The organism is Pleomorphomonas sp. PLEO (assembly GCF_041320595.1).
In the GTDB taxonomy this organism is placed as follows: Bacteria; Pseudomonadota; Alphaproteobacteria; order Rhizobiales; family Pleomorphomonadaceae; genus Pleomorphomonas.
The window spans coordinates 3,331,587-3,358,143 of the sequence record NZ_CP166625.1 but is presented as its reverse complement, the minus strand read 5'-3'; the positions used below and the strand labels follow the sequence as shown (position 1 = coordinate 3,358,143).

Genomic DNA, 26,557 nt, shown 5'->3' with positions numbered 1-26,557 from the left:
TTCAGGTACACCAAGCTCATTATGCACATCGTGCTCGTCGACGGCAGTCGTACCGGACTGATGATCCTGCAGAGGATGCTTGAACCTCGTGGTGACGACGTCGCCTATTTCACCGACGGTCGCGAGGCGCTTTACTACATCCAAACGACACCGCAGGCCGAGGTGCTGATCACCAGTTTCGAGATCGGAGGCGTTTCCGGCACCGAACTGTGCTGGGAGGCTCGCCTTATCGCCGATGCTGGCCGGCCGCTTTATGTGATCGGCATGTCGGCCTCCAACGATGCGCAGCATTCCATCGGCGTGCTCGACGCCGGCGCCGACGACTTCATGTCAAAGCCGCCGCGTCAGGACGAACTCAATGCCCGCTTGAGAGTGGCTGAACGCACGCTGATCATGCAGCGCCGGCTGATCGACATGGCGACTATCGACCCCCTCTCCGGCCTCTTCAACCGTGGTGCCTTCCGCCAGCGGTTCGACGCGGAAATCGCCGCGGCCGAGCTTGGCGGCACTTTCTCACTCATTTTATTCGACATCGATCACTTCAAACACATCAACGACATCCACGGTCACGATGCCGGCGACGAAGTGATACGGTGCGTGGGAACACTTCGCGTGCCGTCAGATGCCCACTTTTCTCGCATCGGAGGAGAAGAGTTCGCCGTGATCCTGCCGAGCATTCCCATCGACGGCAGCATCTCGGTCGCCGACTATCTGCGTGGGCAAGTCAGCGCACTGGTCATCGAGCGCGGTGACAACACCATCCAACTGACGGCAAGCTTTGGAGTCGCGGAGTTCAGACCGGGAGACACGGTCAACGACCTTTATCGTCGCGCGGACTCGGCGCTATATCAGGCCAAGAATACGGGTCGCGATCGCGTGTCGGCGATGTCACCGGAAATCGTCTCCTGACTTCAACGCCAAGGCTTGGGCTGTGACGCCTGACGTGATAGTGGGTGCCGCCTCCTGCGCACGACAAGGCAGAAACGATGACCGAGACCGGAGACCCCGTCGCCTTTGTGTCCACGCTGCCACCGGGCCGCCGCCTGTTCGGCCTGGACCTCGGCAGCAAGACGATTGGCATAGCTCTTTCCGACGAACGTTTTCTGATTGCCACGCCCCTCGTGACGCTTTCTCGCGTCAAGTTCGGCAAGGACGCCGCGGCGCTGATCGAACTCGCCGACCGGCATAACGTCGGCGCCTACGTGCTGGGCCTGCCGATCAACATGGATGGCAGCGAAGGCCCACGCGCCCAGTCGACCCGCGCTTTCGCCCGCAACCTCGCTCCCCTCGACAGCCGACAGTTAATCTTTTGGGACGAGCGGCTATCAACGGCTGCCGTTACGCGCACCCTCCTCGAGGCGGATGCCTCGCGACGACGGCGCGACGAAGTGGTCGACAAGCTCGCGGCGAGCTTTATCCTGCAGGGATTCCTGGACCGCCTTCATCTTGCCGCGCGTGCCGACGATCCACGCCGCCTCTGACGCGTCGACGCATTCATTCGATCGGCGCTGGGATTGCCCGTGGCGAATGAATGCGTCAAACGCGCTGAGTCACTCGGATTGGCCGACCCGCTTTGTCGATTTTCTGATCAGCATCAGATTGCGGATATAAATAAGCAGGCCAAGCCCCTGGCCGGCGATGAAAACCGGATCCTGCCGGGCAATGGAATAGATCAGCAGCAGGAAGCCGCCGCCCAGCGAGAACGTCCAGAAGGCCACAGGGATCACCGAAGCCTTGGCTTTCTCGGAAGCGAGCCATTGCACGACGAAGCGCATGGTGAACAGCAACTGCGCAACGAAGCCGAGGATCACCCAGAAATCGAGCTGCTTGACGAATACGTCGTGAAGCCAGCCGGCAAACTGCATAAAGAGATTAGCCATGGTCGTTTCCGATTTCCGAGGCGATGGGAAGACGCTTGATGCGCCGCTTTAGCCACCAGACGCCAAAAAGGTCGAGGATGCCCTGCAGTCCACGGTCGAAGATACCGTAGTTGGAAGCCCCATGCATGCGCGAGCGATCGACGACGTCGAGATGGGTGACACCATAGCCTTCCCGTAGCACCAGCGCCGGCAGGTAACGGTGCCAGCCGTGGAAGAAGGGCAGCAACAGGAAGATGTCGCGCCGCACCGCCTTAAGGCCGCAGCCAGTGTCGCGTGTGGCGTCCTTCAGGATGGCGTTGCGCAGCCAATTGGCGAAGCGCGAAGCATAGCGCTTGGCCAGACCGTCGGTTCGTTTGAGGCGCTGGCCGGCGGCAATCCCCACCGACGGGCCGGCGACGATGAGAGCATCGACCAGTTTCGGGATATAGGCCGGGTCGTTTTGGCCATCGCCGTCAATGGTGGCGACGATCTCACCACGCGCGGCGAGCACGCCGGAACGAACGGCCGCCGACTGGCCACACGCCTCGATATGGCGAATGTGGCGGATCGGCCTGCCCTCGGCCTTCCAAGCCGCAATGGCAGAGCCGGTGGTATCGGTCGAGCCGTCGTCAACGACGATCACCTCAAAGGCGCGACCGGCCATGGCGGTGAGAATCTCCGGCACGATGACCGCGAGATTGTCCGCCTCGTTGCGGGCGGGAATAACAACCGAGACAAAGCCCGTCTCGGATGGTTTCGGTACGATCATGCTGGTCACTCCGACCGGATAGGCGCCGACTATGGCGTCCGGTTGCCCTACCCCTGAGAACTGCAAATCGGGGACGCTATTCGGCCTGCTTATGGCAAGTCGAAGCCGCGTCAACAAGGCCCTGCACTCACCGGAGAGTATGTCGATCCGATGGCGGAGCGGCAGCGGCAATCCATTTTCCGACAGGGCAAACAGCTGCCCCCTGCGCGCAAACCAAACGGCGACGAACAACGTGCCCCAAGCTCCGAACGAAAAGCCCGCCACTACATCGGAAACGCGGTGGGCATTCACCATCACCCGTGATGCGCCAATGGCGATGGCCAGCGGCCAGACCACCACGGCCAAGGGGCGCCAGAGAAGCGTCAGCGACAGCGCAAACGCCGCCGCCGTGGTCGAGTGCCCGGAGGGAAAGGAGGCGTACTTTGGGCGGAAGGCGAAGAGACGCATCACTCGTTCGCCTTCGACCGAGGGGCGAGAAAAGCCGAGCGAATATTTGACGACCAGCACGGCAATGCCGGTGGCGGCGATCGTGGCAAAGAAAAACAGCACCATGCGGTAGATGGTCTCGAAGTCTCCCGGCGGACCGAACCTCGGTCGCTTGAGATAATGCATGAGGATCAGTGCAAAACCCGAGGAGATCAGCATCCAATCGGACTGTCCCAGCCGCGACAGCAGAGGCCAGATTGGCCGAGGCGATCCGCCTGCCATGACCCAGGCACGGACCTCTTCATCGAACTGGCTGGATACGATGACGGCAAGAACCGTCACAAGACCAGCCAGCCACAGAGCGGTTCTGACAACGTCGGGATCGCGCCAACTGGCCGGCCGCCTGTTAATCAGCATAGGCGGCTCCTCACGGCTTCACGAACAGCAGCATGGTGCGCAGCTTCATGCCGTTGAGGTTACGACCGGAAACGGTGGTGGCAGGCTCCAGCGGCTTTTCTCCCTCGCCGAGTGCTGCCATGAAGTCATCCCTGGCCTCCGCGGCGACGATGGCGACGGCGCAATCATTGGCCAGGAACGCCTCGGCGGCGACCGGCGCTGTCGTCCGCAGGGTAGTGGTGCCCAGACGGAAGACGGCGCTCGGCTCGCCGTAGCCGACCACCGATACCGCGGGCGAGTCGCAGCGACGAACGCTAGCCACAGCTTTGGCAAGATCATCGCTCAACCACAGTTGCTGGGCAGCCGGCAGGAGTATCGCATAGCCGAGCAGCATCAGGCCACCAGCCGCGGCAACCGTCGCCGCCACACCGGGGAGCAGGCGTCCGGAGGCGAGCAGTCGGCTCGCCATAAAGCCGAGACCGGCGACAACGACCGCGCCGACGAGGCCCTGCCAGCTCGCATATCCCTGATAAATGAGAAACGCGATGTTGAGCCCGAAACCAACCAGGACCGCGCCGATCGCGATGAAGGCGACAGAAATCCGCCAGCCGCGTCGTGCCGTGCCAAGCGCGCCGCTGTCCAGCAGCAACGCCACCAGTATGGCCAACGCCGGCATAAAGGGCAGAACATAGTTGGGCAGCTTGGTGGCAACCGCCTCGAACACCAGCCACCCCGGAACGACCCAGGCGATCAGGAAGAAGATTGCCGGCTCGCGCCGCGCTTTCCAAGCTTGAACGATCGCGAGCGGCACCAGCACCGATAGCGGCCAGAAGGTACCGAGCGCGACCAAAAGATGCATACCGGGCGGCGCGCCATGCGATTCCTGCCCGGAAGCCACCTTACCGAGCATGTCATGGCCGACAGCCTGACTGAAAAACGCCCCGCGCGAGATCCAGCCGATGGCGATGAGCCACGGCAGCACCAGAAGGAGCATCCAGAGGGTGCCCCTCAGCGGCGACAGCGACCGCCAAAGCGCCGCCGATCGCTCTTTGGCCGAGACGGCAAGGAGTGTGAGTCCGGCGATAAGCGGCGTAATGGGCCCCTTGATCAGGATACCGACACCGATCGCCGTCCAGAACAGCGCGTTGCGCGGCAGCGACCTCTTCCTGGCCGGATCGACATAGGCGCGAGCCAGAGCGAACTCCGATGCGAGCACCGTGGCGCATAGCATGGCATCGGTCTTGGCGATGTGGGCCTCAAAACCCAGGAGCATGGCGGAGGCGGAAAGCAGGCCGGCGAACAATCCGGCACGGGGCGTACCAAGCGTCGCCCCGATGCCGTAGGTGAACATCACCATCAGCACCGAGCCGAAGAGCGACGGCAAACGATAGACCCAGAGCGGCGCGTCCTTGCCATAGCCGGTTATCTCGGCCGCCGCTGCCTGTATCCAGTAGATACCGGCGGGCTTCTTGTAGCGAGGCTCGTCCTGAAAGCGGATATCGACCCAGTTGCCGGTTTCCAGCATTTGGTGAGAGGCCTGCACGTAGAGCGCTTCGTCACGGTCGGTGAGCGGCAGCGATGAGATGCCCGGCGCAAAGAGCGCAAAGGCAACCAGGGTCAGAACGAGAAGATTGATAACATGCGGCCACGCGAGGTTCAGCCCTTTGCCGGATGCTGACGGCATGACCGGCGTCTCGCCGTCCTCGACCTGCTTATCGTTCTGCTTATCCATGCGTCGAAATCCGCGCCGAAGAAACTCTCTGCCCAGAGATACGGGCGCCTCTTATCACGGAAAGAGCCGTCTGGGCATCACAGTTGCGCAATTGCACGGGGTTGCACGTCGTCGCAGGAGTTACCCAGTTAAAAATCCAGACATGCCGATGAATCGGTTCCCAAAGTCGCCTCAATATGGAAGCATGCCGGCCGAGTGGTTCGACTCTGACTTCCGCATCCGCCCGATACCCGCCCCGAGCAAATGTCGGAATCAAAAGAGCCTCTCGTTATCTATTGCTTGTCGTGGATCTTTGAGTTTGACATTTGATCTCGAGCCTTACGTTCGCCAGTCTTCAAATGTCGAATTCGCTCCACTGGACTCCAAAACTATCAGAGGCTCGAATGCATCAGATCGCGGTCGCCAACCTTGTTTTGGCTTTGGGCGCGACGCTGATCCTCCTCGGCATCCTGTCGAGTCTTTTAGCCTCGCGCTTTGGCACGCCACTGCTGCTCGTCTTCCTTGTGGTCGGCATGCTGGCCGGCGTCGACGGTCCCGGCGGCATTGAATTCAGCAACTACCGACTCACCTATCTGATCGGCTCGTGCGCCCTCGCTATCATCTTGTTCGATGGTGGCCTGAGAATGCGGATTCCCGAGAACCGAGAGGCATTGGGGCCATCTCTCACTCTGGCGACGGCCGGCGTCGCGGTGACCGCCGTCCTCATTGGCGCGTTCAGCTATCTTGCCCTCGGTTACGATGTCATCGAAGGGCTTCTGCTGGGCTCGATCGTCGCCTCAACGGATGCGGCCGCCGTATTCTTTCTTCTGAAAACGGGAGGTCTTCAGCTCCGGCCCCGCATCGGGGCCACTTTGGAAATCGAGTCCGGCTCCAATGACCCGGTCGCGGTCTTTCTCACCATGGTGCTCACCGAATTGGCCGTCGCCCATTCGGCACCCGGCTTTGGCACTCTGACGGCGCTCGGCCGTCAGGCCGTGCTCGGCGGGGCGATGGGTGTTGCCGGCGGTGCGTTGGCGACGATGGCTCTCAACCGGCTGACATTGCCCGGTGGACTTCATCCGCTGTTCGTCATCGCGCTGACCGTCAGCGTTTTCGGCATCACCTCCTATTTCGACGGCTCCGGCTTCCTCGCCGTCTACGTAGCTGGCCTGGTGGTGGGCAACAGCACTGTCCGCTCCTATCCGGTCATCAGCAAATTCCTCGAAAGCGCGACCTGGCTCTGTCAGATCGTCATGTTCCTGATGCTCGGTCTGCTGGTGACGCCCAGCAAACTGATCGAATATGCGCCTCAGGGCCTGATGATCGCGCTGTTCCTGATGATCATCGGTCGGCCAGCCGCCGTCTGGATCTGCCTGAAGCCGTTCGGCTTCACACCGCCGGAGATCAATTTCGTCTCGTGGGTCGGCCTGCGTGGCGCCGTCTCGATCTTCCTCGCCACCGTGCCGACGCTCGCCGGCACAGCCGATGCACCGATGTATTTCAACGTCGCCTTCTTCGTGGTGCTGATATCGCTGCTCGTCCAGGGCTGGACCATTGCACCGGCGGCGCGTTTCTTTGGCATGGCGTTAAAGCGCGCTGCCGCCAGTGCGCGCCGCGTCGAGATCGACCTGCCTGGCCAGACCGACAATGAGATGGTTGGCTATCCGGTACGACCCGATAGCTATGCCGCGCTCCGTCCGGCTTCCCTGCCCGCCTGGCTCAAGCCAGTGATTGTGGTGCGCGACGGTGCTGTCAAGAACGCAGCCGAGGCCGGCCAAATCCGCAGCGGCGACTACGCCTATTTCATCTCACCCCAGGATCGCGTCAATCGTCTGGACCGGCTATTTGCCCCGCTGCCCGCCGAGACCGTCGCCGCAGCCAAGCGCACGGCCTTTGGCGAATTTGCGGTGGCCCCGGATGCCTCGCTCTCCGATCTCGCCACGTTTTACGAAATCCAGGTGTCACCAAACCTGAGCGGCCTCACCGTTGCCGAAGCCTTCTCGGCCCGTCACGGCAACCGCCTGCACGCGGGCAGCCGGCTGACACTTGCCACCTATGCCGAACTCATGGCGCGCGTCGTGGAGGATGGGCACCTCGTCAAGGCCAGCCTGAGGCTTGAGGATGTTGTCGATCTTTCCATGCGATCGCCGCAGCTACCGCCGCCCAAATTGGTACGCCGCCTTTACGACCGGCTGCATCAACGCTTTTCCAAAGAAAAGAAGCCGGCGGAGCCCGTGAAATAAGACGACGCGGCGCGGGCGGGCGATCACACCCTAAATCATTGTCCCGTTACAGCGTCGATCGCCGAGTTGCGAACACGATCGCCGACCGCGAGTCCGATGCGCGTGGCCTCCGGTGTCGGAAGCTCGAGTACGAACCGCACGGGCGCCTCTGAGGGAATGCGGGTGTCCGATTGCGGCTTGGCGCCGCGGGCGACCGAAACCACCCTGCCCTTGTCCGATATGAATATGATGTCGAGCGGAACAAAAGTATTGTGCATCCAGAAGGAAACGTCGCGCGTAACGCCCATGTCGAACAGCATGCCGGTTCCAGGTGCAACGTCGCGGCGGAACATCAGACCGCGTTCCCGGCTCTCCTCGCTATCGGCAATTTCCACCTGATAGGGATAGACCCCAGTCGAGGTTTCCACGCTGAGGCTAAAACGCTGGCCAACAGGATTTTCCCCCTCGCCAGCGTTCGAACCGTTTCCGAAAAAGTAGAGAATGGCGATTGCGGCAACAAGACCTGCGGCGAGCGCCCGTATCACTAAGCGCCACGACGTTACTTCCGACATTTTTGCCTTCGATCCCTGACTGTTCGGTGTTTGCACACGACACGTCGCGCGGCATCGGACCTTGCCAATGCCGCGCGACGCCCAATTAGGACATCAATGTGACGAAGGTATGCCGCCGGGTTGAACCGGACGAATTTCGGCGACCATCTTTCCCTTCGGTCCGTCACCATAGCGCACCAGCACCCGCTGGCCTGGCCGGAGTTCGGTGATACCGAAGCGACGCAGTGTTTCCATGTGGACGAAAATGTCCTCGGTGCCGTCGCCGCGTGTCAGGAAGCCAAAACCGCGGACGCGGTTGAACCACTTCACCTCAACCTGCTCGAGACCGCTTGAGGCGGTAATCTGCACATGGGTGCGCGACGGCGGCAGTTGCGAAGGATGGATGGCCGTCGACTCGTCCATCGACAACACACGCATGGCCTGAAAGCCCTTCTGCCGACGGACCGCCTCGCAAACGACGCGCGACCCTTCATAGGCCGTCTGGAAGCCGTCGCGCCGCAGACAGGTGACGTGGAGAAGCACATCTGGCAAACCCGGCTCATCGGGCACGACGAAGCCAAATCCTTTCGCAACGTCGAACCACTTGATGACACCAGCAACTTCGATGACTTCCGCGCCGATATCTTCATCGACGGTGTTGTCTTCAGACACAAATTGAGCCTTGGCCATGAGCCAGTCTCCACGATGGCACTAACTACAAGCGCGAATAACTCCGCGCTCCGACTATTCGTGATTCTTCTTCTAAAATACCACCTGAAGGCTACCCTTCCGCAAGCCCCTCGTTAACCGCTGTTAACGGTTTTGAGCGGGTTTCTCGCCGCCGTCCCTTGGCCTCGGCGGGGATTATCGCCCCAGCGTGGCAGATGGCCCATCGCAGCCGACCAAATCACAGCGCCGCCGAGCCTTGCATCCATCAATGTACCAAGGATAACTACCGGCCGGGCAGAAACAGAAGCTGGCCATTTGACGGCCACAGCGGAGGAAAACGACATGCGCTATCTTCACACAATGGTGCGGATCACCGACGTCGACGCGTCGCTCGCCTTCTTCCGCGACCTGCTCGGCATGACCGAGATCCGACGGACAGAAAACGAGGCGGGCCGCTTCACCCTGATCTTCCTGGCGTCTTCCGACGACGTCGAAGCCGGCCGGGCGCACAGCGCGCCACTTGTCGAGCTAACCTACAACTGGGATCCCGAAGCCTACGGCGAGGGCCGCAACTTCGGTCATCTCGCCTATGAAGTGGACGATATCTACGCCACCTGTGACCGACTGATGAAGGGCGGCGTAACCATCAACCGGCCGCCGCGCGATGGCCGTATGGCCTTCGTTCGCTCGCCGGACAACATCTCCATCGAGCTGCTGCAGAAGGGCGCTGCCCTACCGTCGGCTGAGCCATGGGCGTCGATGCCGAACACCGGCAAGTGGTAAGGCGCTATCCGTGCGTCGGTTGATCTCGGAAGGGGAGCAGCCATGACGCTGCGGTCGGGACTGTTTGTGTTGCTTACCCTTACCGCGGCCGGCTGCGGAGCGGTGCTTGATCGTTCCGAATTCAAACCCCTGACACCGGTCGAGATTGCCGAGATCAAGGCAAAAACCGACGCTGAAAAGAGCGCGGAGGAAAGCAGCGATAAACCTGCTGCCCCATCCTCCGCGCCACAGGTGGGAGCAGCCACGCCGGCTACGGAAGGCGTGCCGGCAGCGACTGTCGCCGCGGTGGCGCCCGATGAGAAACCCAAGGCAACCAGCATCTTCGCCTCACTGTTCGGCGGTCGACCGTCCGCCATCGAGCCGGCTACCGCTACATCTGCACAACCTCGGTCTTCAAAGGCACCTGAAAAAGGCGCCAGCGACACACCAGCCGCGGCCAGCGCGACCGTAGCCAAGGCGGATACGACGACTGCGCCGGGATCGAGTCCTGCCGCACTGGAGCCGCCCGAAGCTGCCGATGAGGTGTCGGAGGCTGAGCTAGCCGGCGAGGATGAGGCAGACCCGAGCAAGATAGCCGTGCCGAGGCCGCCCGTCGACGACGGCCTCGAGCATGACTTCGTCAACGTCTACACCGCCCGCCCGGAACGTCCGCAGGATCTGTTCGAGGGGCTACCGGGCGTCGCCTGGCAGGGCAATCTCGTGCTTGCCTCTCGCGGCCCGGACGGCGATCCGCGTGGCCTTTTCGACGGAGAGGTCCAGCCCTACGCCCACTACGTGCCCGGCTTGCCGCGCGACGTGGTGCAGGCCGCCAACGGGCTCCTGCTCGCCCATTCGGAAATCAACGTTTCCTGCGTGAAGCCGACACTGCTTGGCATGATTCGCGATGCTGAGAGGCATTTCAGCCGTAGGGTGGTGATCACATCGGGCTATCGCTCACCTTCGCATAATCGGCTCGTCCGCGGCGCACTGCACTCGCAGCACCTCTACTGCAACGCCCTCGACCTCTATATGCCCGGCATCGCCCGCGATGAACTGGCCCGTTACTTCTATGGCCACCCCTCGCGCGGCGGTCTCGGCCTCTATTGTCACACAAAGTCGATCCATGTGGATACCGGGCGCCGGCGCGAATGGCGTTGGTCTTGTCGCGGCCGTGGATAATGCTTGCCGATCAAGCAACTAGGTGAAGCTGCAAAAAAGCCGCAGCAAATGCCGATAGGCTCTTGCCCAACCGCTCGAAGCTCTCTATAAGCCCCCCTCGTTGGGCGGCCTTCGTCTATCGGTTAGGACACTAGCCTTTCACGCTGGAGAGACGGGTTCGATTCCCGTAGGCCGTACCACCCCAACACCCCCCTTGAATTCATTGCAATTGAAACGCTACGCAAGGCGCGATGCGCATCATTGCCAAACGATTCGTTAACCTTCTCGTCCGATGACCATCTCGGTAGATTCCGTGGTCCTTCTGCCCCTGCCCCGGATGCCCAGGTCAATGGTCATGGCGTAGTCCTGTTCTCTCCATAGAGAGCCGGCGCGCAAAACTGAAACAGGTCGCGATTTCATCGCTTTTGGAGCAAGAGAATGTCGAGGAGGGATAGTGCGGTTGGTATTATTTTGTTCTTGGCCTGGTTCATCGTTGTAGCATTTCAGGTTTATGACCACGCTATGTGGCGTGACGAAGTTCGCGCACTTTCCATCGCTTTGAGCGGAAATAATACATTTGACATGCTCAAAGTTCTGCACGGAGAAGGTCATCCGTCCGCCTGGTATTTAATGATTCGCGCCTTCTATTTTCTGTTCGGTCGAGTAGAGATTTTACCTGCTACGGCATTACTCATAGCAGCTGGCGCAGTTGCGCTATTGATTTTCCGATCACCATTTCCGCGCCTCATCGTCGTGGCGCTTACATTCGGCAGCCTTTTATCGTTTGAATATTCAGTGATGGCGCGGAACTACGGTATTTCGGTACTCGTAATGTTTCTGATAGCCATCGCCTACGAAAGGCAACGCGATCGAGGTTTTGTCGTCGGTCTTCTGCTTTTTATTCTGGCCAACACCAATATTATTGGCGCAATGATGGTCGGCGCCTTCCTGCTTTTTTGGTTTCTCGACGTCTTGGAGGAGACAGGTTTACGTTGGAGCGCCAAATTGGGCACTTTTGCTCTCAACGCCGGCCTTGCCACTGCGGGCGTCGCAATTTGCGCCCTGACCATTCTACCAACCTTCAACGATGCCGCGACGCGCGACCTGCAAGGGGTTTCGCTTGTACAGATAGTGATCAGGGCTCTTCTAAATCCTGGCAGGACCGCCATTTCTACCATCTTGTTTGGAGACTATCCATCCATAATCAAATCAATTTTCTTTATAATATTGCCATTTGGACTACTTTCGCGCCGGCCAGCCTTCTTTTCTGCCTTATTTTCGCTGTTCATTTGCGCCGTATTCTTCAGCGTAATTGGCTCCGGCGATCAGAGACATGCCGGTGTATGGTTTTTTTACTGCGTGATGTTATACTGGATCTCCTGGAGGGACATCGAAAAAGCAACAATGGCCACGGCGGAGCCATCATGGTCCAAGAAACTTGTCATAGCCGGAATGTTTGGATTTATGGTCCTGATTACCCAGCAGACTGCCAAGGGAATATATTTGGGCTTCCTGAGGATCGCACACCTAGCCCCCGTCGAGAGTCGTAGTGCTGATCTCGGGAAATTAATTCTGTCACGAAGCGATCTGGCCAACGCCACCATCATCGCCGACCCCGATTATCTGGTTGAAGCACTGCCGTATTATGTTCCCAATCCAACCTACCTGATCCGCAAGCACGGTTTGGGCCGCTTCGTCATTTTCAGCCGAACCGGCGAGCTTACAACCACGCTCGGCGAGATTCTTGATGAGAGCCGCGAACTGAAAAAGACGACAAACGCCCCGGTCATCATCCTTTTATCGCACAGGCTGGATGAGATGGTCCCGGATAAACTTTATCACGAAGGCTATAATTGGTCATTTAAAGCCAGCACTGAAGAGATAAAGGAATTCATGGGGGCGACGCAGCGGCTCGCGCAGTTTGCCCCCGCGGTATCGGATGAAAGCTATGACGTGTATTTGCTAGATTGATCTTGTCTGCCGGACGATTCCTACAAGACACATAGAGGAAGCATGTTTTCAGAGCGCCATGAAACGCCGAGCCAAAAATCGAGAGCTGCCGTACTCAAAGACTACATCGCAATCGCGAGGCTTGATCACAGCACTAAGCATGTCTTTATAGTCCCGGGCATCATCCTCGCCTTCTTGCTTCGCGGTGTTCGGACCGAACATTTGGGCCAATCGCTCATTCTCGGCTTCCTGACGGCCGTTTGTATTGCTTCTGCAAATTACGTGATCAATGAATTCCTTGATCGCGATTTTGACCGGCATCATCCGACCAAATCCCAGCGCGCGGCGGTTCAACGACAAATGAACGGCGGCATCGTTGCCGCTGAATGGGCGCTGTTCGTGAGCGTCGGCCTTACCTGTGCGATCATGTCGAGCAAGCTGCTATTTGCCACTGCCTGTCTCTTTGCGCTCCAAGGAATCGTCTACAACGTCTATCCATTGCGCAGCAAGGACAAGGCTTATGTCGACGTAATCTCTGAATCGATCAACAATCCAATTCGTCTTATTATCGGCTGGTCAATCATCGACCCAACGTCGCTGCCACCCAGTTCTTTAATTCTGTCGTATTGGTTTGGCGGGGCTTTTCTAATGGCGGCAAAGCGGCTTTCTGAATACCGTGAGATAGTCGCGGCATATGGCGTAGATTTACTCGCACGCTATCGCGCCAGCTTTTCAAGTTACTCTGAAGTATCCCTGACCTCTTCGTGCATTACATATTCCTTATGCTCAGTTGTGTTTCTCTCTGTTTTTATAGTTAAGTACCGCATCGAATACATTCTCGCGATGCCGTTTGTCGTGGCGCTGTTCACGGTCTATTTTTCGATGTCGACACTCGCTGGGTCGTCCGCTCAAAAGCCCGAGACACTTTTTCGAGAAACCAGGCTGATCATGATCGTCGTGGCGCTAGTGGCGGTATTCACGCTGGCCAGCTTTGTCGACATGCCAGTTCTGGCAGGGCTCGCCTCTCAGCATTTCATCGTCCTCAAATGACGGGAATGACGATGAACTGGGACAGCATTCGCCTTGTTGTTTTCGACGTGGACGGAACGCTCTACGATCAAAAATCGTTACGCTTGCGCATGCTGACGGATCTCGTCAGCCATACGCTGGCTTCGCGATCTCTGACGACGTTGCGCGTCCTTCGCGCTTATCGCCAATTGCGCGAAAAGATCGGCGATGAGGAAGTTCAGGACTTTGACGATATCCTGCTCGATCGTACGTCACAAAAAGCGCGCATCGACAAAGCGAAGATAGCGGCGCTCGTACACGAGTGGATGGAACGCCGTCCCCTTGCGCATATAGGTGCCTGCCTCTGCCCGCATATCGAAGACCTTTTCGTTGCCTTGAAAAGGCGCGACAAACTCATCGGTGTCTTTTCCGATTACCCGGCTGAAGACAAACTTCGCGCCATGGGCCTGAAGGCGGATTTCATCGTCTCGGCCACGGATGCTGGGGTCGGAATACTCAAACCGAACCCGCGCGGACTGGAAGTTATCATGGCGGCCGCGTGTGTCGGTCCACAGGAAACGATCATGATTGGCGATCGCGCCGATCGGGATGGAGAAGCAGCTCGCCGGGCGGGAGTTGCCGCCTTGATCCGCTCTGGCAAACCACTCGTTGGATGGTCGAGCTTTTCAGATTATGCCGCGCCGCAATTCTCGTCTTTGTTCGTCGCTGAATGAATGCCCGTCGGACCCTCTGCGAACGGCGGCCAGTATTGACTAAAACGCGGCGGGTTTCCGTTTCCCGCGGCGTCTCAGGCGCTTTCTTCGACGAGGTTGCCTCGCCCTTCCCCCGTGCCGAGCTGCAATGCGACGAGTCGCTCGATATCGGCGCCGAGCGCGTCAATCTTGGCATGCAGGCCAGCGATCTCCGCCTCCGAACGCAGGTTGGTCTCGTAGTCGAGGCGGGCTTCAAAGCGATCTTTTGCTGCTTGGCGGTTCTGGCTCATCATAATGATCGGGGCCTGCAACGCGGCGAGCATCGACAGCATCAGATTGAGAAAGATGAACGGAAACGGGTCGAAGGCCCGCGCCGCCAGCACGACGGTGTTCAGGACAGCCCAGACGGCCAGGAAGGCCCCAAAGCCCATAATGAACGACCAGGAGCCACCGATGGTGGCCACACGGTCGGCCAGGCGCTCGCCAAAGGTCAGGCGCTCGGCAAAAAGCTCATTGGGATCACGCGGAGCGGTCACCCGGCGAAGCTGCTCGGCGAAAAAACGAATGGTGGTGTTCATGGCTCACCTTTCTGTCGACCGGCCGCCGAAGGGCGATCGCGGGTGAGCAGATCCAAGGATCAGTCCAGCGCAACGGCCTTGGGCGGCACGGTCAATCGACTGTGATCGTTGCTGGGCATGACCCCTCGGGGGTTCAGTGACGAGGGACGCCGGTGGCGTCGACAATCGGAATGCCTTCCGATCGGGGCGAAATCAAGTGATGTTTTCGGGAAGGTCCCATGCCGCCCCCACATGCCTGATTGCGGCGATGCTTACGCCATGCCATAGCAGCCCCGCCCTCGTTTTCCGGAAAACCGCCGTGACCGATATTGCCGACGACCTTCTCACCGTTCGAGACCTTCTGCGCTATGCCATGAGCCGCTACGGCGCCGCCGAAATCGGCATTGGCCATGGCACAAGCGACGCGATCGACGATGCCGTTTTCCTGATCCTCGAATCGCTGCACCTGCCGATCGACGACATCAATCCCTGGCTCGATGCGCGCCTGACGCGCGCCGAGCGCCACTTGATCGTCGAGCGGATTGACAGGCGGATCGATGAGCGGATCCCGACACCCTATCTGGTAGGCAAGGCCTACATTCAGGGCGTGCCTTTCGTCGTCGACCCGCGTGTCATCGTGCCGCGCTCGTTCATCGGCGAACTACTATTCTCGGAAGCCTTTTCCGGCGAAGACGAGGCGTCGCTGATCCGTGATCCAGAAGACGTTCTGTCGGTCGCCGATATCTGTACCGGTTCGGGTTGCCTCGCCATTCTCGCCGCGATGGTCTTCCCCAATGCAGCGGTTGACGCCGTCGATCTCTCCGAAGATGCGCTCGACGTCGCGGCGATCAACGTCGACCGCCTGGGTGATGGTCGCGTCGGCCTCTATCATGGTGACCTGTTCGCCCCACTGGAAGGGCGGCGCTACGACCTTATCATCACCAACCCTCCCTACGTTGACGACGAGGCCATGGCTGAGCTGCCGGATGAATATCGGCAGGAACCTGAGATGGCGCTTGCTGGCGGCCTAGACGGGCTCGACATCGTCCGTCGCATTATCGAAGCGGCCCCGGACCACCTGAACCCTGGCGGCGGTCTCCTGTGCGAAGTCGGTAGTGACCGGGAGATTCTTGAAATGACCTATCCCGATCTGCCCTTCGTCTGGCTCGACACGGCCGAGTCCCAAGGCGAGGTTTTCTGGCTGTCCGCTGGCGATCTCGGCGTAACCGAAGATATATAGGGATGCGTTTTATGCATATCTCGAACAAACAAAGTGTCGAGATATGCAAAAATTAACTAGATAGCTGCAGTTTTAAGGCGTTTTTTCCTGAATGTGGTCTCGAAGACCTAGACAGCCGCAACGGTGGTCGCCAGTGTCCGACCAAGGGACCGCGGCCCCGTGCCGCGCAGCCTTGGCGACGATTATGTGGTGACGGTACTTGGCGTTACGGAGTTGCCGAAGAATTCGGTCACGTCCTCGTAACCATCATCGGCGATAATTGGTCGAAACCGCAGGGATCACCGATGAACGACACTTCCAGGATCGATGAGGCCGCCGGCTCCGCCGGTCAGGCGCGTACACTCACGGCAGCCGACTTTAGGGAAGCCGTCCGCGCCAAGCTGGCGTATTCCGTCGGCAAGGACCCAGCCAGGGCAACGGCCAAAGACTGGAGCATGGCGCTATCGCTTGCCGTGCGCGACAAAGTGGTGGAGCGGTGGTTCGAATCCACCAAGGCATCGCACGCCGGCCAGAAGAAGCACGTCTACTATCTTTCCATGGAATTCTTGATCGGCCGTCTGCTCAACGACGCCGTTTGCAACCTTGGCATTGAGGCCCAGGTTCGCGCCGCCTGCGCCGAGCTCGGTATCGACTATCAGGCCCAGCTCGAGCAGGAGAGCGATGCCGCCCTAGGCAACGGTGGCCTCGGCCGTCTCGCGGCCTGCTTCCTAGATTCCATGTCGACGCTTGGGATTCCCGCCCACGGCTACGGTATCCGCTACGACCACGGCCTGTTCCGCCAGCGCTTCCATGACGGCTGGCAGGTGGAAGAGCCTGAGGACTGGCTTGTGTCCGGCCGCGCCTGGGAATTCGAGCGCGCCGAAATGGCCTATCTCGTCAAGTTTGGTGGCCAGATTTCCTTCGACGGCCATGGAGCGACCTACTGGCGCGCCGAAGAGACCGTTAAGGCCGTCGCCTACGACACGCCGATCGCCGGTTGGAAGGGACGCCACGTCAACACGTTGCGTCTGTGGGCTTCGCGCCCCGTCGAGGTGCTCGATCTCGGCCGCTTCAATCACGGCGACTACATGTCGGCTGCCGAGAAGACCATCCGCGCCGAGACCATTTCACGCGTACTCTATCCCGATGACACAACAGCCGAAGGCAAAGAGCTGCGCCTCAAGCAGGAGTATTTCTTCACCTCCGCTTCGCTGCAGGACATCCTTCGTCGGTACCTCGAAGACAACGATGACATTCGCAAGCTGCCCGATCAGGTAGCGATTCAGATGAACGATACGCATCCGTCGATCGCCGTCGCCGAACTGATGCGCATCCTCGCCGACGACTATCGGCTGACATTCCCGGAAGCGTTCGAGATCACCCGGCAGTGCCTCAGCTATACCAACCATACGCTGATGCCCGAGGCGTTGGAACGATGGAACACCAATCTGTTCCGTAAGGTTCTGCCGCGCCATATGCAGATCATCGAATGGATCGACTACCATCACCTCGCCGAAGTGCAGGGACGCAACCTGCCGGTTTCACTCGATGCCATCCGCATCATCGAGTGGGGTAGCGAGATCAAGATGGGCAACCTCGCCTTCGTCGGCTCGCACCGGGTCAACGGTGTGTCGGCCCTGCATACCGATCTGATGAAGAAGACGGTGTTCAAGGACTACCACGTCCTCTACCCCGATCGAATCGTCAATGAAACAAACGGCATCACGCCGCGCCGCTGGCTTTACGAGTGCAACCCGGGCCTGCGCGCCCTGCTGCTCGAGGCGATCGGCGATGGCTGGGTCGACAATCTCGACAAGATTGAGGAAGCGGCAAAGTTTGCCACCGACTCCAGCTTCCAAGAGAGATTCGCCGCTGCCAAGCAGGCCAACAAGGTGCGTCTCGCCGCCGAAATCGAGCGGCGCATCGGCCTGCGTGTCGATCCCACGGCGCTGTTCGACGTGCAGATCAAGCGCATGCACGAATATAAGCGCCAGCTTCTCAACATCCTGGAGACGATTGCGCTCTATCAGGCCATCCGTCGCGGCCCAGGCGCCGAGTGGACGCCCCGCGTCAAGATCTTCGGCGGCAAAGCGGCGCCTGGCTATCAGATCGCCAAACGGATCATCAAACTGGCCAACGACGTCGCCCGGGTCGTCAACAACGACCCGATCATCGGCGATCGTCTGAAGGTGGCGGTTCTGCCGAACTACAACGTCTCGCTGGCCGAGATCATCATTCCGGCGGCTGACCTTTCCGAGCAGATCTCGACGGCTGGCATGGAAGCCTCGGGTACCGGCAACATGAAGCTGGCGCTCAACGGCGCGCTGACCATCGGCACGCTGGACGGCGCCAACGTCGAGATCGCCGAACGGGTCGGCCCGGACAATATCTACATCTTCGGCCTCACATCCGACGATGTCGCCGGTCTGCGCCAGCGCGGCTACAACCCCAACGCTACCATCGACAGCGATCCGACGCTGAAGGGCGCCATTGACGCCATGGTCAACGGCACCTTCTCGCCCGACGATCACGGCCGCTTCAACGAAGTAGCCGATCGCCTCTGGCACACCGACTGGTTCCTGGTGACGGCCGACTTCCAGTCGTACTTCCAGACCCAGCGCACCGTCGATGTCGACTACCGCGATAGGGCTCGCTGGACGGAACGTTCGATCCTCAACACCACCAAGGTGGGTTGGTTCTCCTCCGACCGCACCATCCGTGGTTATTCCAAGGATGTCTGGGGCGTCGAGCCGAGCTTCTGATCCTAGACGTTTCAGTAGCAAAACGGGCGGCAGGCTTTCGGCCTTGCCGCCCGTTCCGTTTTCCGCCCTAAGCGCGGAACGCCTGTCAGTGATCGCAGCTATGACGCGCCAGAACAGCGAGCGCAGCGGCGCCTTCGCGGGCCAATTCCGCATCAAAGGCGGAGCGGGTGATCCGCACGCGAAACGCCTCGTCGGTGCGCGGCAACGCCTCCCAACGATAGCGACCCGGCACGATATCTTCAAAATGGCCACGCAGCCCAACCGGTTCGTGGTCATTGATCACGACGAGCGACTCGCCGTCGGCCAGTTGGTCAAAGTTGCCGAAGATGATGGCACGACGATTGACGCAGGGAAGCCCGCGTACGTCGAGTTCGAGATCCCGGGTGGCTATGTCGGTCATGCTTTTTCTCCGCTTCGTCAGTGCTGAGACCATAGGGACACCAAGGCTTCCGGACTTTGCTCCTGCGCAAACCGGAGAAAATTTCTCTCCTATCCCCTGGCTTGGCGGGGTCTCTCCCAAGAGTGGTTGACCTCTCTCTACGAGCCTCCTACGACTTGGTATCTCCACGGATGCGAAGTTGACCGGTGCGATCGTCGGTTTCGCGCCCACCCGAAGCGCAGCCCTCTCCGGGCGATCCTTCCTTCTGACCGAGCGATGGTGCGATGCAGTCTGTATTCGACGGACATAACGACGTTCTGATGCGTCTCTGGGAAACCGCTGGCAAGGGTGGCGACCCGATTGCCGAGTTTAGAGACGGTATTTCCACCGGCCACATCGATGGTCCTCGCGCCGGTGCCGGCGGTCTTGCCGGAGGCCTCTGTGCGATTTTCGTACCTTCCAGGCAGGGAGCCCGGCCGACCTTCGAACGAGGCACTTATGCCTCACCACTCGCCGAGCCGATCGAACAGCCGGCAGCGCTGGCGGCGGCTGTTACCATGGCTGGCATTGCCCGTCGGCTCGACCGGGAAGGCATCTGGCGCCTCTGTACGTCGACGGCGGAGATTCGCCGCGCCATCGACGATGGCCTGTTCGCCGCCGTGCTGCATATGGAAGGCTGTGAACCAATCGATTCCGACCTCTACGGGCTTGAGACCTTCTATGCCGCCGGCCTCAGGTCGCTTGGACCTGTGTGGAGCCGCACCAACGTCTTCGGCCATGGCGTGCCCTTCGCCTATCCAAGTTCCCCCGACACCGGTCCCGGCCTGACGGAGGCCGGCGTTCGCCTGGTGAAGGCCTGCAACCGGCTGGGCGTCATGGTCGACCTGTCGCACATCACCGAGCAAGGCTTCTGGGATGTCGCCAGAGTGTCGGAAATGCCGCTTGTCGCCACCCATTCCAACGTTCATGCCATCACGCCGGTGACGCGCAACCTCACGGACCGCCAGTTGGCTGCCATTCGCGAGACGGGCGGCATGGTCGGTCTCAACTACGCGACTTCTTTCCTACGGCCTGACGGACAGGAGAACGCCGCGACGCCCCTCACCGACATGGTGCGTCACATCGACCATCTGGTGGAGCATCTCGGCGTTGATGGAGTCGGCCTCGGCTCGGACTACGACGGCGCCACCATTCCAGCCGAAATCGGCGACGCTGCGGGCCAGCAGGCACTCGTCGGCGCATTGCGCCAAGCCGGTTATGGCGAGTCGGACCTCATCAAGCTCTGCCGCGACAACTGGCTGCGTGTTCTGGCACAGACTTGGAAAGAACAACTGTAACGGGCGAACGAGTCTCCCGGCACGAGATGCGCTGCCCTGAATTGGTTCGATCTCCATAAAAGCAAAGGCCACCCGGTCTGAATTTGCCCACCGAAAGTCGGAGACAACGTTCGGCGGGCAGTTCAAAGCGACGGTTTTCATGAACAAACACCCCCGGCCGTTCAACGACCGGGGGTGCTTTAACGCGGAGACGAGCCGGCGCCCTCAGGCGCCGGGCAGCTTTATCAATTGCGCTGGTTACCGGACGACACGATGTCCATGTAAACGGCGGCGACCAGAATCACGCCTTTGACGATCTGTTGCCAGAAGGTGTCGATACCCTGCATGGACATGCCGTTGTCGAGGCTGGCCATGATAACCGCGCCGACGAGCGCTCCCGACACCGAGCCAACGCCGCCGCGCATCGACGTGCCGCCGATGAAGCAGGAGGCGATGGCGTCGAGCTCGTTGCCGAAACCTGCCGACGGCGTACCGGCAGCGAGACGAGCTGTGGTGGTAAGGCCCGCGAAGGCGCACATCAGGCCCATCAGGGCGAACACCATCATCTTCACGTAGGCGACGTTGACGCCGGAAAGCCGCGTCGCTTCCATGTTAGAGCCAACGGCGTAGATGTGGCGACCGAAGGTGGTCTTGTTGCCGATGACGGTGAACACGGCGAGGATGATCAGAAGGAACAGAACCGGCACCGGAACGCCCTGGTAATCATTGAGCGTCAGCACGAAGCCAAGGATGATGGCGCCAGCGAACAACAGACGACCAACCTCGGCCGGCATCGTCGGCACGGTGAGGCTGTGCTTCTGACGATTGACACGGGTGCGGAAGGCGAGAAACACCAGAACCAGGAACAGCAGCACGCCGCCGACATTGCCAGCCAATTCCGGCAGATAGCCTTGGCCAATGAACTTGAGAGGTTCATTCACAGGAGCGATGGTGATACCGCCGGTCAGGCCCAATACCATGCCACGGAAGGCGAGCTGGCCACCCAGCGTGACGATGAACGAGGGAATACCGAGATAGGCCGTGAGCCAGCCGACCATCAGGCCAAAGAACAGGCCGATGACGATGACCACCGGAATGGTCATCCACAATGGCAGCGAGTAGGTTACGTCCATCACGGCGGCGATACCGCCGAGGAGGCCAAGCAAGGAGCCGACCGACAGGTCGATCTCGCCGGCGACGATCACGAACACCATCGCCGATGCCAACATGCCTGTAATCGCCATCTGGCGCAGCAGGTTGGAGAAGTTACGCGGTGTCAGAAACTGCGAGCCGCCCAACTCTGAATCATAGCTGAGGTAGCCGAAGAAGGCCCAAATGATCACGATAATGATCAGAAGGGCTACGATCTTGTACTCGGACAGGAACTTCCTGACGTCTTTCTTGGTAAGTGTCATGGTCGTACACCGGTATTCTTATGAAAGATAAGCCTTAGGCGGCTTCCGTGATCGGTTGTCCAATGGCGGCGGCGAGAACCTTCTCCTGCGTCAGGCCTTCATTGATGAAGTTGCCCCGCAGTTTGCCCTCGCACATAACCAGAACGCGGTCGCTAATTCCGAGAACCTCGGGCATTTCCGAGGAAATCATCAACACCGCGACGCCCTGTTTGGCGAGTTCGAAGATCAGCTTGTAGATCTCGTATTTGGCGCCGACATCGATACCGCGCGTCGGTTCGTCGAGGATCAGCACCTTCGGCTCCGGCAACAGCATCTTGGCGACAACCGCCTTCTGCTGATTACCACCTGACAGCGAGGAGATCGGCAGAAGAGGTTCCGCCGTCTTGACCTTCATGCGGATGATCTGGTTCTGAATCTCGGCCAGTTCGACCTCGGACTGGATAAAGCCGCCGCTGGTGTAGCGCTTCAGCACCGACATAGTTATGTTGTAGCCCACGCCCATCAGCGGAATGATGCCGTGCCGCTTGCGGTCCTCCGGAACCATGCAGATACCGAGCTTCACGGCATCGCGTGGCTCGCGGACGTTGATTTCCTTACCTTCGAGGAACACCTTGCCGTCATTGTCGCCAGGCCAGCAGCCGAATAGCTTGCAGGCAAGTTCCGTCCGCCCGGCACCGACCAGTCCGGCCATCCCGAGAATCTCGCCCTTCCGGATCTCGAATGAGACGCCGTCCACCACCTTGCGTTCGCGGTTGGTGACGTCCCAGCAGGTGATATCCTTCGCCTCGAAGATCACTTCGCCGATGGTGTGCGCTTCGCGGGGGAACAAGTTCTTCATCTCGCGACCGACCATCATGGTGATGATCTTGTTGGTATCGAGTTCGGCCATAGGCAGCGTGCCGATATGGGTGCCATCGCGGATGACGGTAACTGTGTCGGCAATCTCGGCCACCTCGTCGAGTTTGTGCGAGATGTAGACACAGGCCATTCCATGGGCCTTGAATTCTTTGATGAGATCGAGAAGCGTCCTGGTTTCCGAGGTCGTCAGAGCCGATGTCGGTTCGTCAAGGATCAAAAGCTTGGCATTCTTGTTGAGCGCCTTGGCGATCTCCACGAGCTGTTGCTTGCCGCCCGAATAATTATACACCGGCAGCGCCACGTTGATGTCGCTCATCTTGAGGCGGGCCATCAACTTCGCGGCTTCGGCATTCATCCGGTCGTAATCGATGAAGCCAGCCTTGGTCCGCGGCTCGGTACCGAGAAAGATATTCTCGGCCACTGTCAGATGCGGCACCATCATCAGTTCCTGATGGATGATGACGATTCCCGCTTCCTCGGTCTCGCGAATGTTGCGCGCCTTGAGTTCCTTGCCCTCCCACAGGATTTCTCCCGACCAGGTCCCATAAGGATAGACCGCCGAGAGAACCTTCATCAGTGTCGACTTGCCGGCGCCGTTCTCGCCGCAAAGACCAACGCATTCGCCCCGACGAACCTGGAGATGAATTCCATCGATCGCCTTGACGCCATTAAAGTCCTTGGTGATGTTGTGCATCTCCAAGAGATAGTCTGACATGGACCGCACTCCCTTTGACGGCGCGAATGGCCTCGGGCCAGCCTTGCACGCCATCCTTCTTCGATCGGATCAAAGGCCGATAAAGGCCACTGCTTCCCAAAAAGGCTTTCGCCAAATCGGTCAGGCGCCGCCCCCGCAGCTTGCCAAACCGGCACGGCGCCTTCGTAAGGGCCGCAACATTCCGATAGTATTTACGTGAAGACTGAACTGTCGGCCTCAGCCGGCAGCCATTTCGCCGCTCCGCACGGGCGATGCCCTAATGCGCTGACCCGGTCACGCACCGAAAAGACCAGATAGGCTAGTCGCCATGAAGCAAACTCGTCCGACGGACCTTTCGGACCCAATCGGCAAATAGCACCCGGGGCGGGTATAGACCCGCCCCGGTTTCTTGTGTCAGAGAATTACTTGGCTCCGACCTGTTCCTTCGTGTAGAAGCCGTCCTCGACGACCTTCATCACGTTTTCCTTGGTCAGCGGGATCGGCGTCAGCAGAACCGAGTCGACCTGCTTCTTGCCGTTGTCCAGCTTGGCGGTGAACTCAACCTTTTCGCCCTTGACCAGCTTGTAGGACAGCTTGGCGGCTTCAGAGGCAATCAGCTTCAGCGGCTTGTAGACGGTAACCGTCTGCGTGCCGTCGATCACGCGCTTGATCGCAGCGAGGTCGGCGTCCTGACCGGAGATGGCAACCTTGCCAGCGAGGCCCTGGGCGGCGAGAGCCTGAATGGCACCACCGGCCGTGCCGTCGTTCGAGGCGATAACCGCGTCGATCTTGTTATCGGCGGCGGTCAGCGCGTTCTCCATGATCGACATGGCTTCGGTGGCGCTCCACTCCTTGACCCACTGCGAGCCGATCACCTTCACTTTGCCGGCGTCGACAGCAGCCTGGATGGCCTTCTCCTGACCGGCGCGAAGCAATTTGGCGTTGTTGTCGGTCGGCGCGCCACCCAGCAGGTAGTAGTTGCCCTGGGGGGCGGCCTTGAGGACAGCCTCGCCCTGCAGGAAGCCGACGCGCTCGTTGTCGAAGGAGATGTAGGCGTCTTCATCGGCGTTCAGGATCAGGCGGTCATAGGACACGATCTTGATGCCGGCCTTGTGGGCCTCGTCGATAACTTCGCCGAATACCTGTGAGTTCATCGGCACGATGGCGATGGCGTCGACCTTCTTGGCGATCAGGGTCTCGACCTGGTTGACCTGCTTCTGCTCGTTGGCATCGGCCGAGGTCACCACCACTTCGGCGCCCAGATCCTTGGCGGCGGCGATGAAGTAATCGCGGTCGCGAGCCCAGCGTTCAACACGCAGGTCGTCAATCGAGAAGCCGATGACCGGCTTATCGGCCGACGCATGGGCTGCCATCGGCAGCGCGACGGAAGCGGCCAGAATCGTGCTCGACAGAATGGTAGAAAGTTTCATTATCGCTCCTCCTGAAGGCCCTTACGGGCCCAGCCGCCTCCCCGGCGGCCTTCTTGCACCCCGAACCACGACCGGATGATTGATCCTCCGGTCACTTCCCCCGGCAACGCCCATCATAGGCATCGTCGTTGGCTCGGGATATACCTCACGCGAGGATAGATGCCTCAAAGCGATGATGGATGCAACTCATTTTGAGTGCGTAGTTGCGTTGTGACCATCATCCATTTGACGAAGAAATTTCCTATCTCCGTCATGAGGTTCCCCCAGATATGGCTATAACCGTGCCAATTCTCACATAGGCACAGCAAATCCCAGGCGCGCCTCTCCTGTCGGATAGCCGCCAAATATGATGTGATTACATCAAGGACGTTTCCTCCGGTCCCTGACAAACGTTTCCCGGCATCCTCCGTACCGCCGGTAAATTTCGACCCTCAAATTATACTCAACATGCCATTTTGGCAAGAGACAATGCTGCCCACATCGACGAATGGACAGTCCGGGGCCAATGCGCAAAGCCCCGCGGCGGCATGCGGCCGCGCGGGGCATCGAAGACTGAACGGCAAGAAAAATGGATCAGGGGGTCGGCGCCTCAGCCGGTAGCAGCCCTTCTGCTCTGAGCCGATCCCAAAGGCCAGCGGGAACCGCTGTCCGGTACCAGCCGAAGTTCTGTTTGGCGGCACCGAGCCGGCTCATGCCGACAACAACTGCTTTGACCGCGGGGTGGGCGAGCGGGAAATGAACGGCCGCCGCTGGCATTTCGGTGCCGACCTCAGCACACACGGCGGCGATTCGTCGCGCTTTCTCTATGATCTCGACGGGAGCAGCGCCGTAATCATAATTGCCTCCGGCCTCCGGCGGCTTCACCAGGATTCCGGAGTTGAAAATAGCAACCGCCACCACGCCAACGCCCCTCTGCTCGGCAAGTGGCAGGAAATCGGCGAGCCCCGGCTGTTCGAGCAGCGTATAGCGGCCGGCTAGCATCACCACGTCAAGATCGAGCTTGGAGATGAGATCGGTCGCCACGTCGGCTTCGTTGATGCCGGCGCCGATTGCTCTGAGGTCGCCACTGCGTCGCAATTCGTCCAGCGCCCGAAAACCGCTGTCGAGCGTGTCGCGATAGTGCCTATCGAAGTCGTCTTTTAGATTCCGCCGATCGAGGTCGTGGATATAGACGATATCGATCGTCTGGGCTCCCAGCCGATTATAGGATTGCTCCAGCGAACGCATGAAGCCGTCGTAGGTGAAGTCGAGCACCGGCTTCAGCGGCTGCGGCCGTACCCAGCCTCCCCGGTCAGGCGTTTCACCGCTCTTGTAGGGCACGAAATAGCGACCGACCTTGGTCGACAGGAGATACTCGCCGCGCGGCCGGTTGCGAAGGAAGCGGCCAACCCTGAGTTCGCTGAGGCCGAAGCCATAAAGCGGCGAGGTATCATAGTAACGGAAGCCCTCTGTCCAAGCCTCAGCCAGAAGAGCGTCCGAAACGTCATCCGGCACGTCCCAGGTCAGCGTGCCAAGGCCGGATGCGCCGAACCCGAAGCGATAGGCAGGCTTGTCGTCGAACGGAAGTGTCATGGTCGAGATGGCTCCCTAGTGCATCGCCCCAATCGAATGGCCCGCGAGAGCCCGTTCGGCTGGGTAAGTTGACGCATAAGCAAAGAAATCCAGTGCACGATGCTCTACGAGTCGCGTCTTTTTCGTGTGTCTGCGCACCAGACGCGAGCGAGAAACCATGG

22 protein-coding genes, 1 tRNA gene and 1 pseudogene are annotated in these 26,557 nt (G+C 59.8%); 12 read left to right on the top strand and 12 right to left on the bottom strand.

What is annotated here, in order from left to right; all coding sequences use genetic code 11:
• The first annotated feature begins 21 nt into the window (after nucleotides 1–21).
• Both AB6N07_RS15535 and ruvX read left to right on the top strand, forming a co-directional pair.
• Nucleotides 22–909: a diguanylate cyclase gene (locus AB6N07_RS15535; protein ID WP_370673986.1), complete on the top strand. Its 888-nt coding sequence runs from the start codon at nucleotides 22–24 to the stop codon at nucleotides 907–909.
• Between the two features lie 77 nt (nucleotides 910–986).
• Nucleotides 987–1,481: a Holliday junction resolvase RuvX gene (gene ruvX / locus AB6N07_RS15530; RefSeq protein ID WP_370673985.1), complete on the top strand. Its 495-nt coding sequence runs from the start codon at nucleotides 987–989 to the stop codon at nucleotides 1,479–1,481.
• Between the two features lie 69 nt (nucleotides 1,482–1,550).
• On the opposite strand, the gene AB6N07_RS15525 is transcribed toward ruvX, so the two are convergent.
• The 4 genes and pseudogenes from AB6N07_RS15525 to AB6N07_RS15510 form a co-directional block, all read right to left on the bottom strand.
• Nucleotides 1,551–1,880, bottom strand: a complete 330-nt coding sequence (locus tag AB6N07_RS15525) for a lipid-A-disaccharide synthase N-terminal domain-containing protein (RefSeq protein ID WP_370673984.1) — start codon at nucleotides 1,878–1,880, stop codon at nucleotides 1,551–1,553.
• Nucleotides 1,873–2,628: a glycosyltransferase family 2 protein gene (locus tag AB6N07_RS15520; RefSeq protein WP_370678252.1), complete on the bottom strand. Its 756-nt coding sequence runs from the start codon at nucleotides 2,626–2,628 to the stop codon at nucleotides 1,873–1,875. The genes AB6N07_RS15525 and AB6N07_RS15520 overlap by 8 nt, the downstream gene beginning before the upstream one ends.
• A 213-nt stretch (nucleotides 2,629–2,841) precedes the next feature.
• Nucleotides 2,842–3,180: pseudogene (locus AB6N07_RS15515) on the bottom strand (phosphatase PAP2 family protein); the annotation flags it as partial.
• A gap of 301 nt (nucleotides 3,181–3,481) precedes the next feature.
• A complete protein-coding gene (locus AB6N07_RS15510) occupies nucleotides 3,482–5,182 on the bottom strand; it encodes an ArnT family glycosyltransferase (RefSeq protein ID WP_370673983.1) in 1,701 nt (566 codons plus the stop codon).
• A 383-nt stretch (nucleotides 5,183–5,565) separates the two neighbouring features.
• Here AB6N07_RS15510 and AB6N07_RS15505 point away from each other — a divergent pair, with 383 nt between their 5' ends.
• A complete protein-coding gene (locus AB6N07_RS15505; RefSeq protein WP_370673982.1) occupies nucleotides 5,566–7,404 on the top strand; it encodes a potassium/proton antiporter in 1,839 nt (612 codons plus the stop codon).
• Between the two features lie 35 nt (nucleotides 7,405–7,439).
• On the opposite strand, the gene AB6N07_RS15500 is transcribed toward AB6N07_RS15505, so the two are convergent.
• Nucleotides 7,440–7,955 (bottom strand): DUF192 domain-containing protein, encoded by a 516-nt coding sequence (locus tag AB6N07_RS15500; RefSeq protein WP_370673981.1) that lies wholly within the window; start codon nucleotides 7,953–7,955, stop codon nucleotides 7,440–7,442.
• A gap of 93 nt (nucleotides 7,956–8,048) precedes the next feature.
• Nucleotides 8,049–8,624 carry a cold-shock protein gene (locus AB6N07_RS15495; RefSeq protein ID WP_370673980.1) on the bottom strand — a complete coding sequence of 192 codons (576 nt, stop codon included), beginning with the start codon at nucleotides 8,622–8,624 and terminating at the stop codon, nucleotides 8,049–8,051.
• Between the two features lie 321 nt (nucleotides 8,625–8,945).
• On the opposite strand from AB6N07_RS15495, the gene AB6N07_RS15490 reads away from it, so the two are divergent.
• The 6 genes from AB6N07_RS15490 to AB6N07_RS15465 all read left to right on the top strand — a co-directional run bounded on the left by AB6N07_RS15490 (nucleotide 8,946) and on the right by AB6N07_RS15465 (nucleotide 14,215).
• A complete protein-coding gene (locus AB6N07_RS15490) occupies nucleotides 8,946–9,386 on the top strand; it encodes a VOC family protein (RefSeq protein WP_370673979.1) in 441 nt (146 codons plus the stop codon).
• A gap of 42 nt (nucleotides 9,387–9,428) precedes the next feature.
• Nucleotides 9,429–10,544, top strand: coding sequence for a D-Ala-D-Ala carboxypeptidase family metallohydrolase (locus tag AB6N07_RS15485; protein WP_370673978.1), 1,116 nt, complete (start codon nucleotides 9,429–9,431; stop codon nucleotides 10,542–10,544).
• A 104-nt stretch (nucleotides 10,545–10,648) separates the two neighbouring features.
• Nucleotides 10,649–10,723 (top strand) — tRNA-Glu (locus AB6N07_RS15480).
• A gap of 238 nt (nucleotides 10,724–10,961) precedes the next feature.
• Complete coding sequence (locus AB6N07_RS15475; protein ID WP_370673977.1) at nucleotides 10,962–12,494, top strand: hypothetical protein; 1,533 nt, start codon at nucleotides 10,962–10,964, stop codon at nucleotides 12,492–12,494.
• 42 nt (nucleotides 12,495–12,536) lie between these two features.
• Nucleotides 12,537–13,523 carry a UbiA family prenyltransferase gene (locus tag AB6N07_RS15470; RefSeq protein ID WP_370673976.1) on the top strand — a complete coding sequence of 329 codons (987 nt, stop codon included), beginning with the start codon at nucleotides 12,537–12,539 and terminating at the stop codon, nucleotides 13,521–13,523.
• A gap of 11 nt (nucleotides 13,524–13,534) precedes the next feature.
• Nucleotides 13,535–14,215 (top strand): HAD family hydrolase, encoded by a 681-nt coding sequence (locus AB6N07_RS15465; protein WP_370673975.1) that lies wholly within the window; start codon nucleotides 13,535–13,537, stop codon nucleotides 14,213–14,215.
• Nucleotides 14,216–14,289: 74 nt separating this feature from the next.
• On the opposite strand, the gene AB6N07_RS15460 is transcribed toward AB6N07_RS15465, so the two are convergent.
• Complete coding sequence (locus tag AB6N07_RS15460; protein ID WP_370673974.1) at nucleotides 14,290–14,772, bottom strand: DUF1003 domain-containing protein; 483 nt, start codon at nucleotides 14,770–14,772, stop codon at nucleotides 14,290–14,292.
• A 298-nt stretch (nucleotides 14,773–15,070) separates the two neighbouring features.
• Between AB6N07_RS15460 and prmB the strand changes: the two genes are divergently transcribed.
• Nucleotides 15,071–15,991, top strand: a complete 921-nt coding sequence (gene prmB, locus AB6N07_RS15455) for a 50S ribosomal protein L3 N(5)-glutamine methyltransferase (RefSeq protein ID WP_370673973.1) — start codon at nucleotides 15,071–15,073, stop codon at nucleotides 15,989–15,991.
• A gap of 284 nt (nucleotides 15,992–16,275) precedes the next feature.
• A complete protein-coding gene (locus AB6N07_RS15450; protein ID WP_370673972.1) occupies nucleotides 16,276–18,732 on the top strand; it encodes a glycogen/starch/alpha-glucan phosphorylase in 2,457 nt (818 codons plus the stop codon).
• An 85-nt stretch (nucleotides 18,733–18,817) separates the two neighbouring features.
• Here the strand turns inward: AB6N07_RS15450 and AB6N07_RS15445 are convergent, their stop codons facing one another.
• Nucleotides 18,818–19,132 carry a DUF2249 domain-containing protein gene (locus AB6N07_RS15445; RefSeq protein WP_370673971.1) on the bottom strand — a complete coding sequence of 105 codons (315 nt, stop codon included), beginning with the start codon at nucleotides 19,130–19,132 and terminating at the stop codon, nucleotides 18,818–18,820.
• Between the two features lie 263 nt (nucleotides 19,133–19,395).
• On the opposite strand from AB6N07_RS15445, the gene AB6N07_RS15440 reads away from it, so the two are divergent.
• Nucleotides 19,396–20,448 (top strand): dipeptidase, encoded by a 1,053-nt coding sequence (locus AB6N07_RS15440; RefSeq protein ID WP_370673970.1) that lies wholly within the window; start codon nucleotides 19,396–19,398, stop codon nucleotides 20,446–20,448.
• A 224-nt stretch (nucleotides 20,449–20,672) separates the two neighbouring features.
• Here AB6N07_RS15440 and AB6N07_RS15435 read toward each other — a convergent pair whose 3' ends face one another.
• From AB6N07_RS15435 to AB6N07_RS15420, 4 genes are all read right to left on the bottom strand, one after another.
• A complete protein-coding gene (locus AB6N07_RS15435) occupies nucleotides 20,673–21,842 on the bottom strand; it encodes a sugar ABC transporter permease (RefSeq protein ID WP_370673969.1) in 1,170 nt (389 codons plus the stop codon).
• A 34-nt stretch (nucleotides 21,843–21,876) separates the two neighbouring features.
• Nucleotides 21,877–23,415: a xylose ABC transporter ATP-binding protein gene (locus AB6N07_RS15430; RefSeq protein WP_370673968.1), complete on the bottom strand. Its 1,539-nt coding sequence runs from the start codon at nucleotides 23,413–23,415 to the stop codon at nucleotides 21,877–21,879.
• Nucleotides 23,416–23,816: 401 nt separating this feature from the next.
• A complete protein-coding gene (gene xylF / locus AB6N07_RS15425) occupies nucleotides 23,817–24,767 on the bottom strand; it encodes a D-xylose ABC transporter substrate-binding protein (RefSeq protein ID WP_370678251.1) in 951 nt (316 codons plus the stop codon).
• A gap of 630 nt (nucleotides 24,768–25,397) precedes the next feature.
• Nucleotides 25,398–26,396 (bottom strand): aldo/keto reductase, encoded by a 999-nt coding sequence (locus AB6N07_RS15420; protein ID WP_370673967.1) that lies wholly within the window; start codon nucleotides 26,394–26,396, stop codon nucleotides 25,398–25,400.
• Nucleotides 26,397–26,557 lie beyond the last annotated feature (161 nt).

What these genes read in the sequence shown, in the direction of transcription:
- AB6N07_RS15535 (WP_370673986.1), top strand. Translation starts at nt 22, where the DNA reads ATGCACATCGTGCTCGTCGACGGCAGTCGTACCGGACTGATGATCCTG.
- ruvX (WP_370673985.1), top strand. Translation starts at nt 987, where the DNA reads ATGACCGAGACCGGAGACCCCGTCGCCTTTGTGTCCACGCTGCCACCG.
- AB6N07_RS15525 (WP_370673984.1), bottom strand. Translation starts at nt 1,880, where the DNA reads ATGGCTAATCTCTTTATGCAGTTTGCCGGCTGGCTTCACGACGTATTC.
- AB6N07_RS15520 (WP_370678252.1), bottom strand. Translation starts at nt 2,628, where the DNA reads ATGATCGTACCGAAACCATCCGAGACGGGCTTTGTCTCGGTTGTTATT.
- AB6N07_RS15510 (WP_370673983.1), bottom strand. Translation starts at nt 5,182, where the DNA reads ATGGATAAGCAGAACGATAAGCAGGTCGAGGACGGCGAGACGCCGGTC.
- AB6N07_RS15505 (WP_370673982.1), top strand. Translation starts at nt 5,566, where the DNA reads ATGCATCAGATCGCGGTCGCCAACCTTGTTTTGGCTTTGGGCGCGACG.
- AB6N07_RS15500 (WP_370673981.1), bottom strand. Translation starts at nt 7,955, where the DNA reads ATGTCGGAAGTAACGTCGTGGCGCTTAGTGATACGGGCGCTCGCCGCA.
- AB6N07_RS15495 (WP_370673980.1), bottom strand. Translation starts at nt 8,624, where the DNA reads ATGGCCAAGGCTCAATTTGTGTCTGAAGACAACACCGTCGATGAAGAT.
- AB6N07_RS15490 (WP_370673979.1), top strand. Translation starts at nt 8,946, where the DNA reads ATGCGCTATCTTCACACAATGGTGCGGATCACCGACGTCGACGCGTCG.
- AB6N07_RS15485 (WP_370673978.1), top strand. Translation starts at nt 9,429, where the DNA reads ATGACGCTGCGGTCGGGACTGTTTGTGTTGCTTACCCTTACCGCGGCC.
- AB6N07_RS15475 (WP_370673977.1), top strand. Translation starts at nt 10,962, where the DNA reads ATGTCGAGGAGGGATAGTGCGGTTGGTATTATTTTGTTCTTGGCCTGG.
- AB6N07_RS15470 (WP_370673976.1), top strand. Translation starts at nt 12,537, where the DNA reads ATGTTTTCAGAGCGCCATGAAACGCCGAGCCAAAAATCGAGAGCTGCC.
- AB6N07_RS15465 (WP_370673975.1), top strand. Translation starts at nt 13,535, where the DNA reads ATGAACTGGGACAGCATTCGCCTTGTTGTTTTCGACGTGGACGGAACG.
- AB6N07_RS15460 (WP_370673974.1), bottom strand. Translation starts at nt 14,772, where the DNA reads ATGAACACCACCATTCGTTTTTTCGCCGAGCAGCTTCGCCGGGTGACC.
- AB6N07_RS15450 (WP_370673972.1), top strand. Translation starts at nt 16,276, where the DNA reads ATGAACGACACTTCCAGGATCGATGAGGCCGCCGGCTCCGCCGGTCAG.
- AB6N07_RS15445 (WP_370673971.1), bottom strand. Translation starts at nt 19,132, where the DNA reads ATGACCGACATAGCCACCCGGGATCTCGAACTCGACGTACGCGGGCTT.
- AB6N07_RS15440 (WP_370673970.1), top strand. Translation starts at nt 19,396, where the DNA reads ATGCAGTCTGTATTCGACGGACATAACGACGTTCTGATGCGTCTCTGG.
- AB6N07_RS15435 (WP_370673969.1), bottom strand. Translation starts at nt 21,842, where the DNA reads ATGACACTTACCAAGAAAGACGTCAGGAAGTTCCTGTCCGAGTACAAG.
- AB6N07_RS15430 (WP_370673968.1), bottom strand. Translation starts at nt 23,415, where the DNA reads ATGTCAGACTATCTCTTGGAGATGCACAACATCACCAAGGACTTTAAT.
- xylF (WP_370678251.1), bottom strand. Translation starts at nt 24,767, where the DNA reads ATGGCAGCCCATGCGTCGGCCGATAAGCCGGTCATCGGCTTCTCGATT.
- AB6N07_RS15420 (WP_370673967.1), bottom strand. Translation starts at nt 26,396, where the DNA reads ATGACACTTCCGTTCGACGACAAGCCTGCCTATCGCTTCGGGTTCGGC.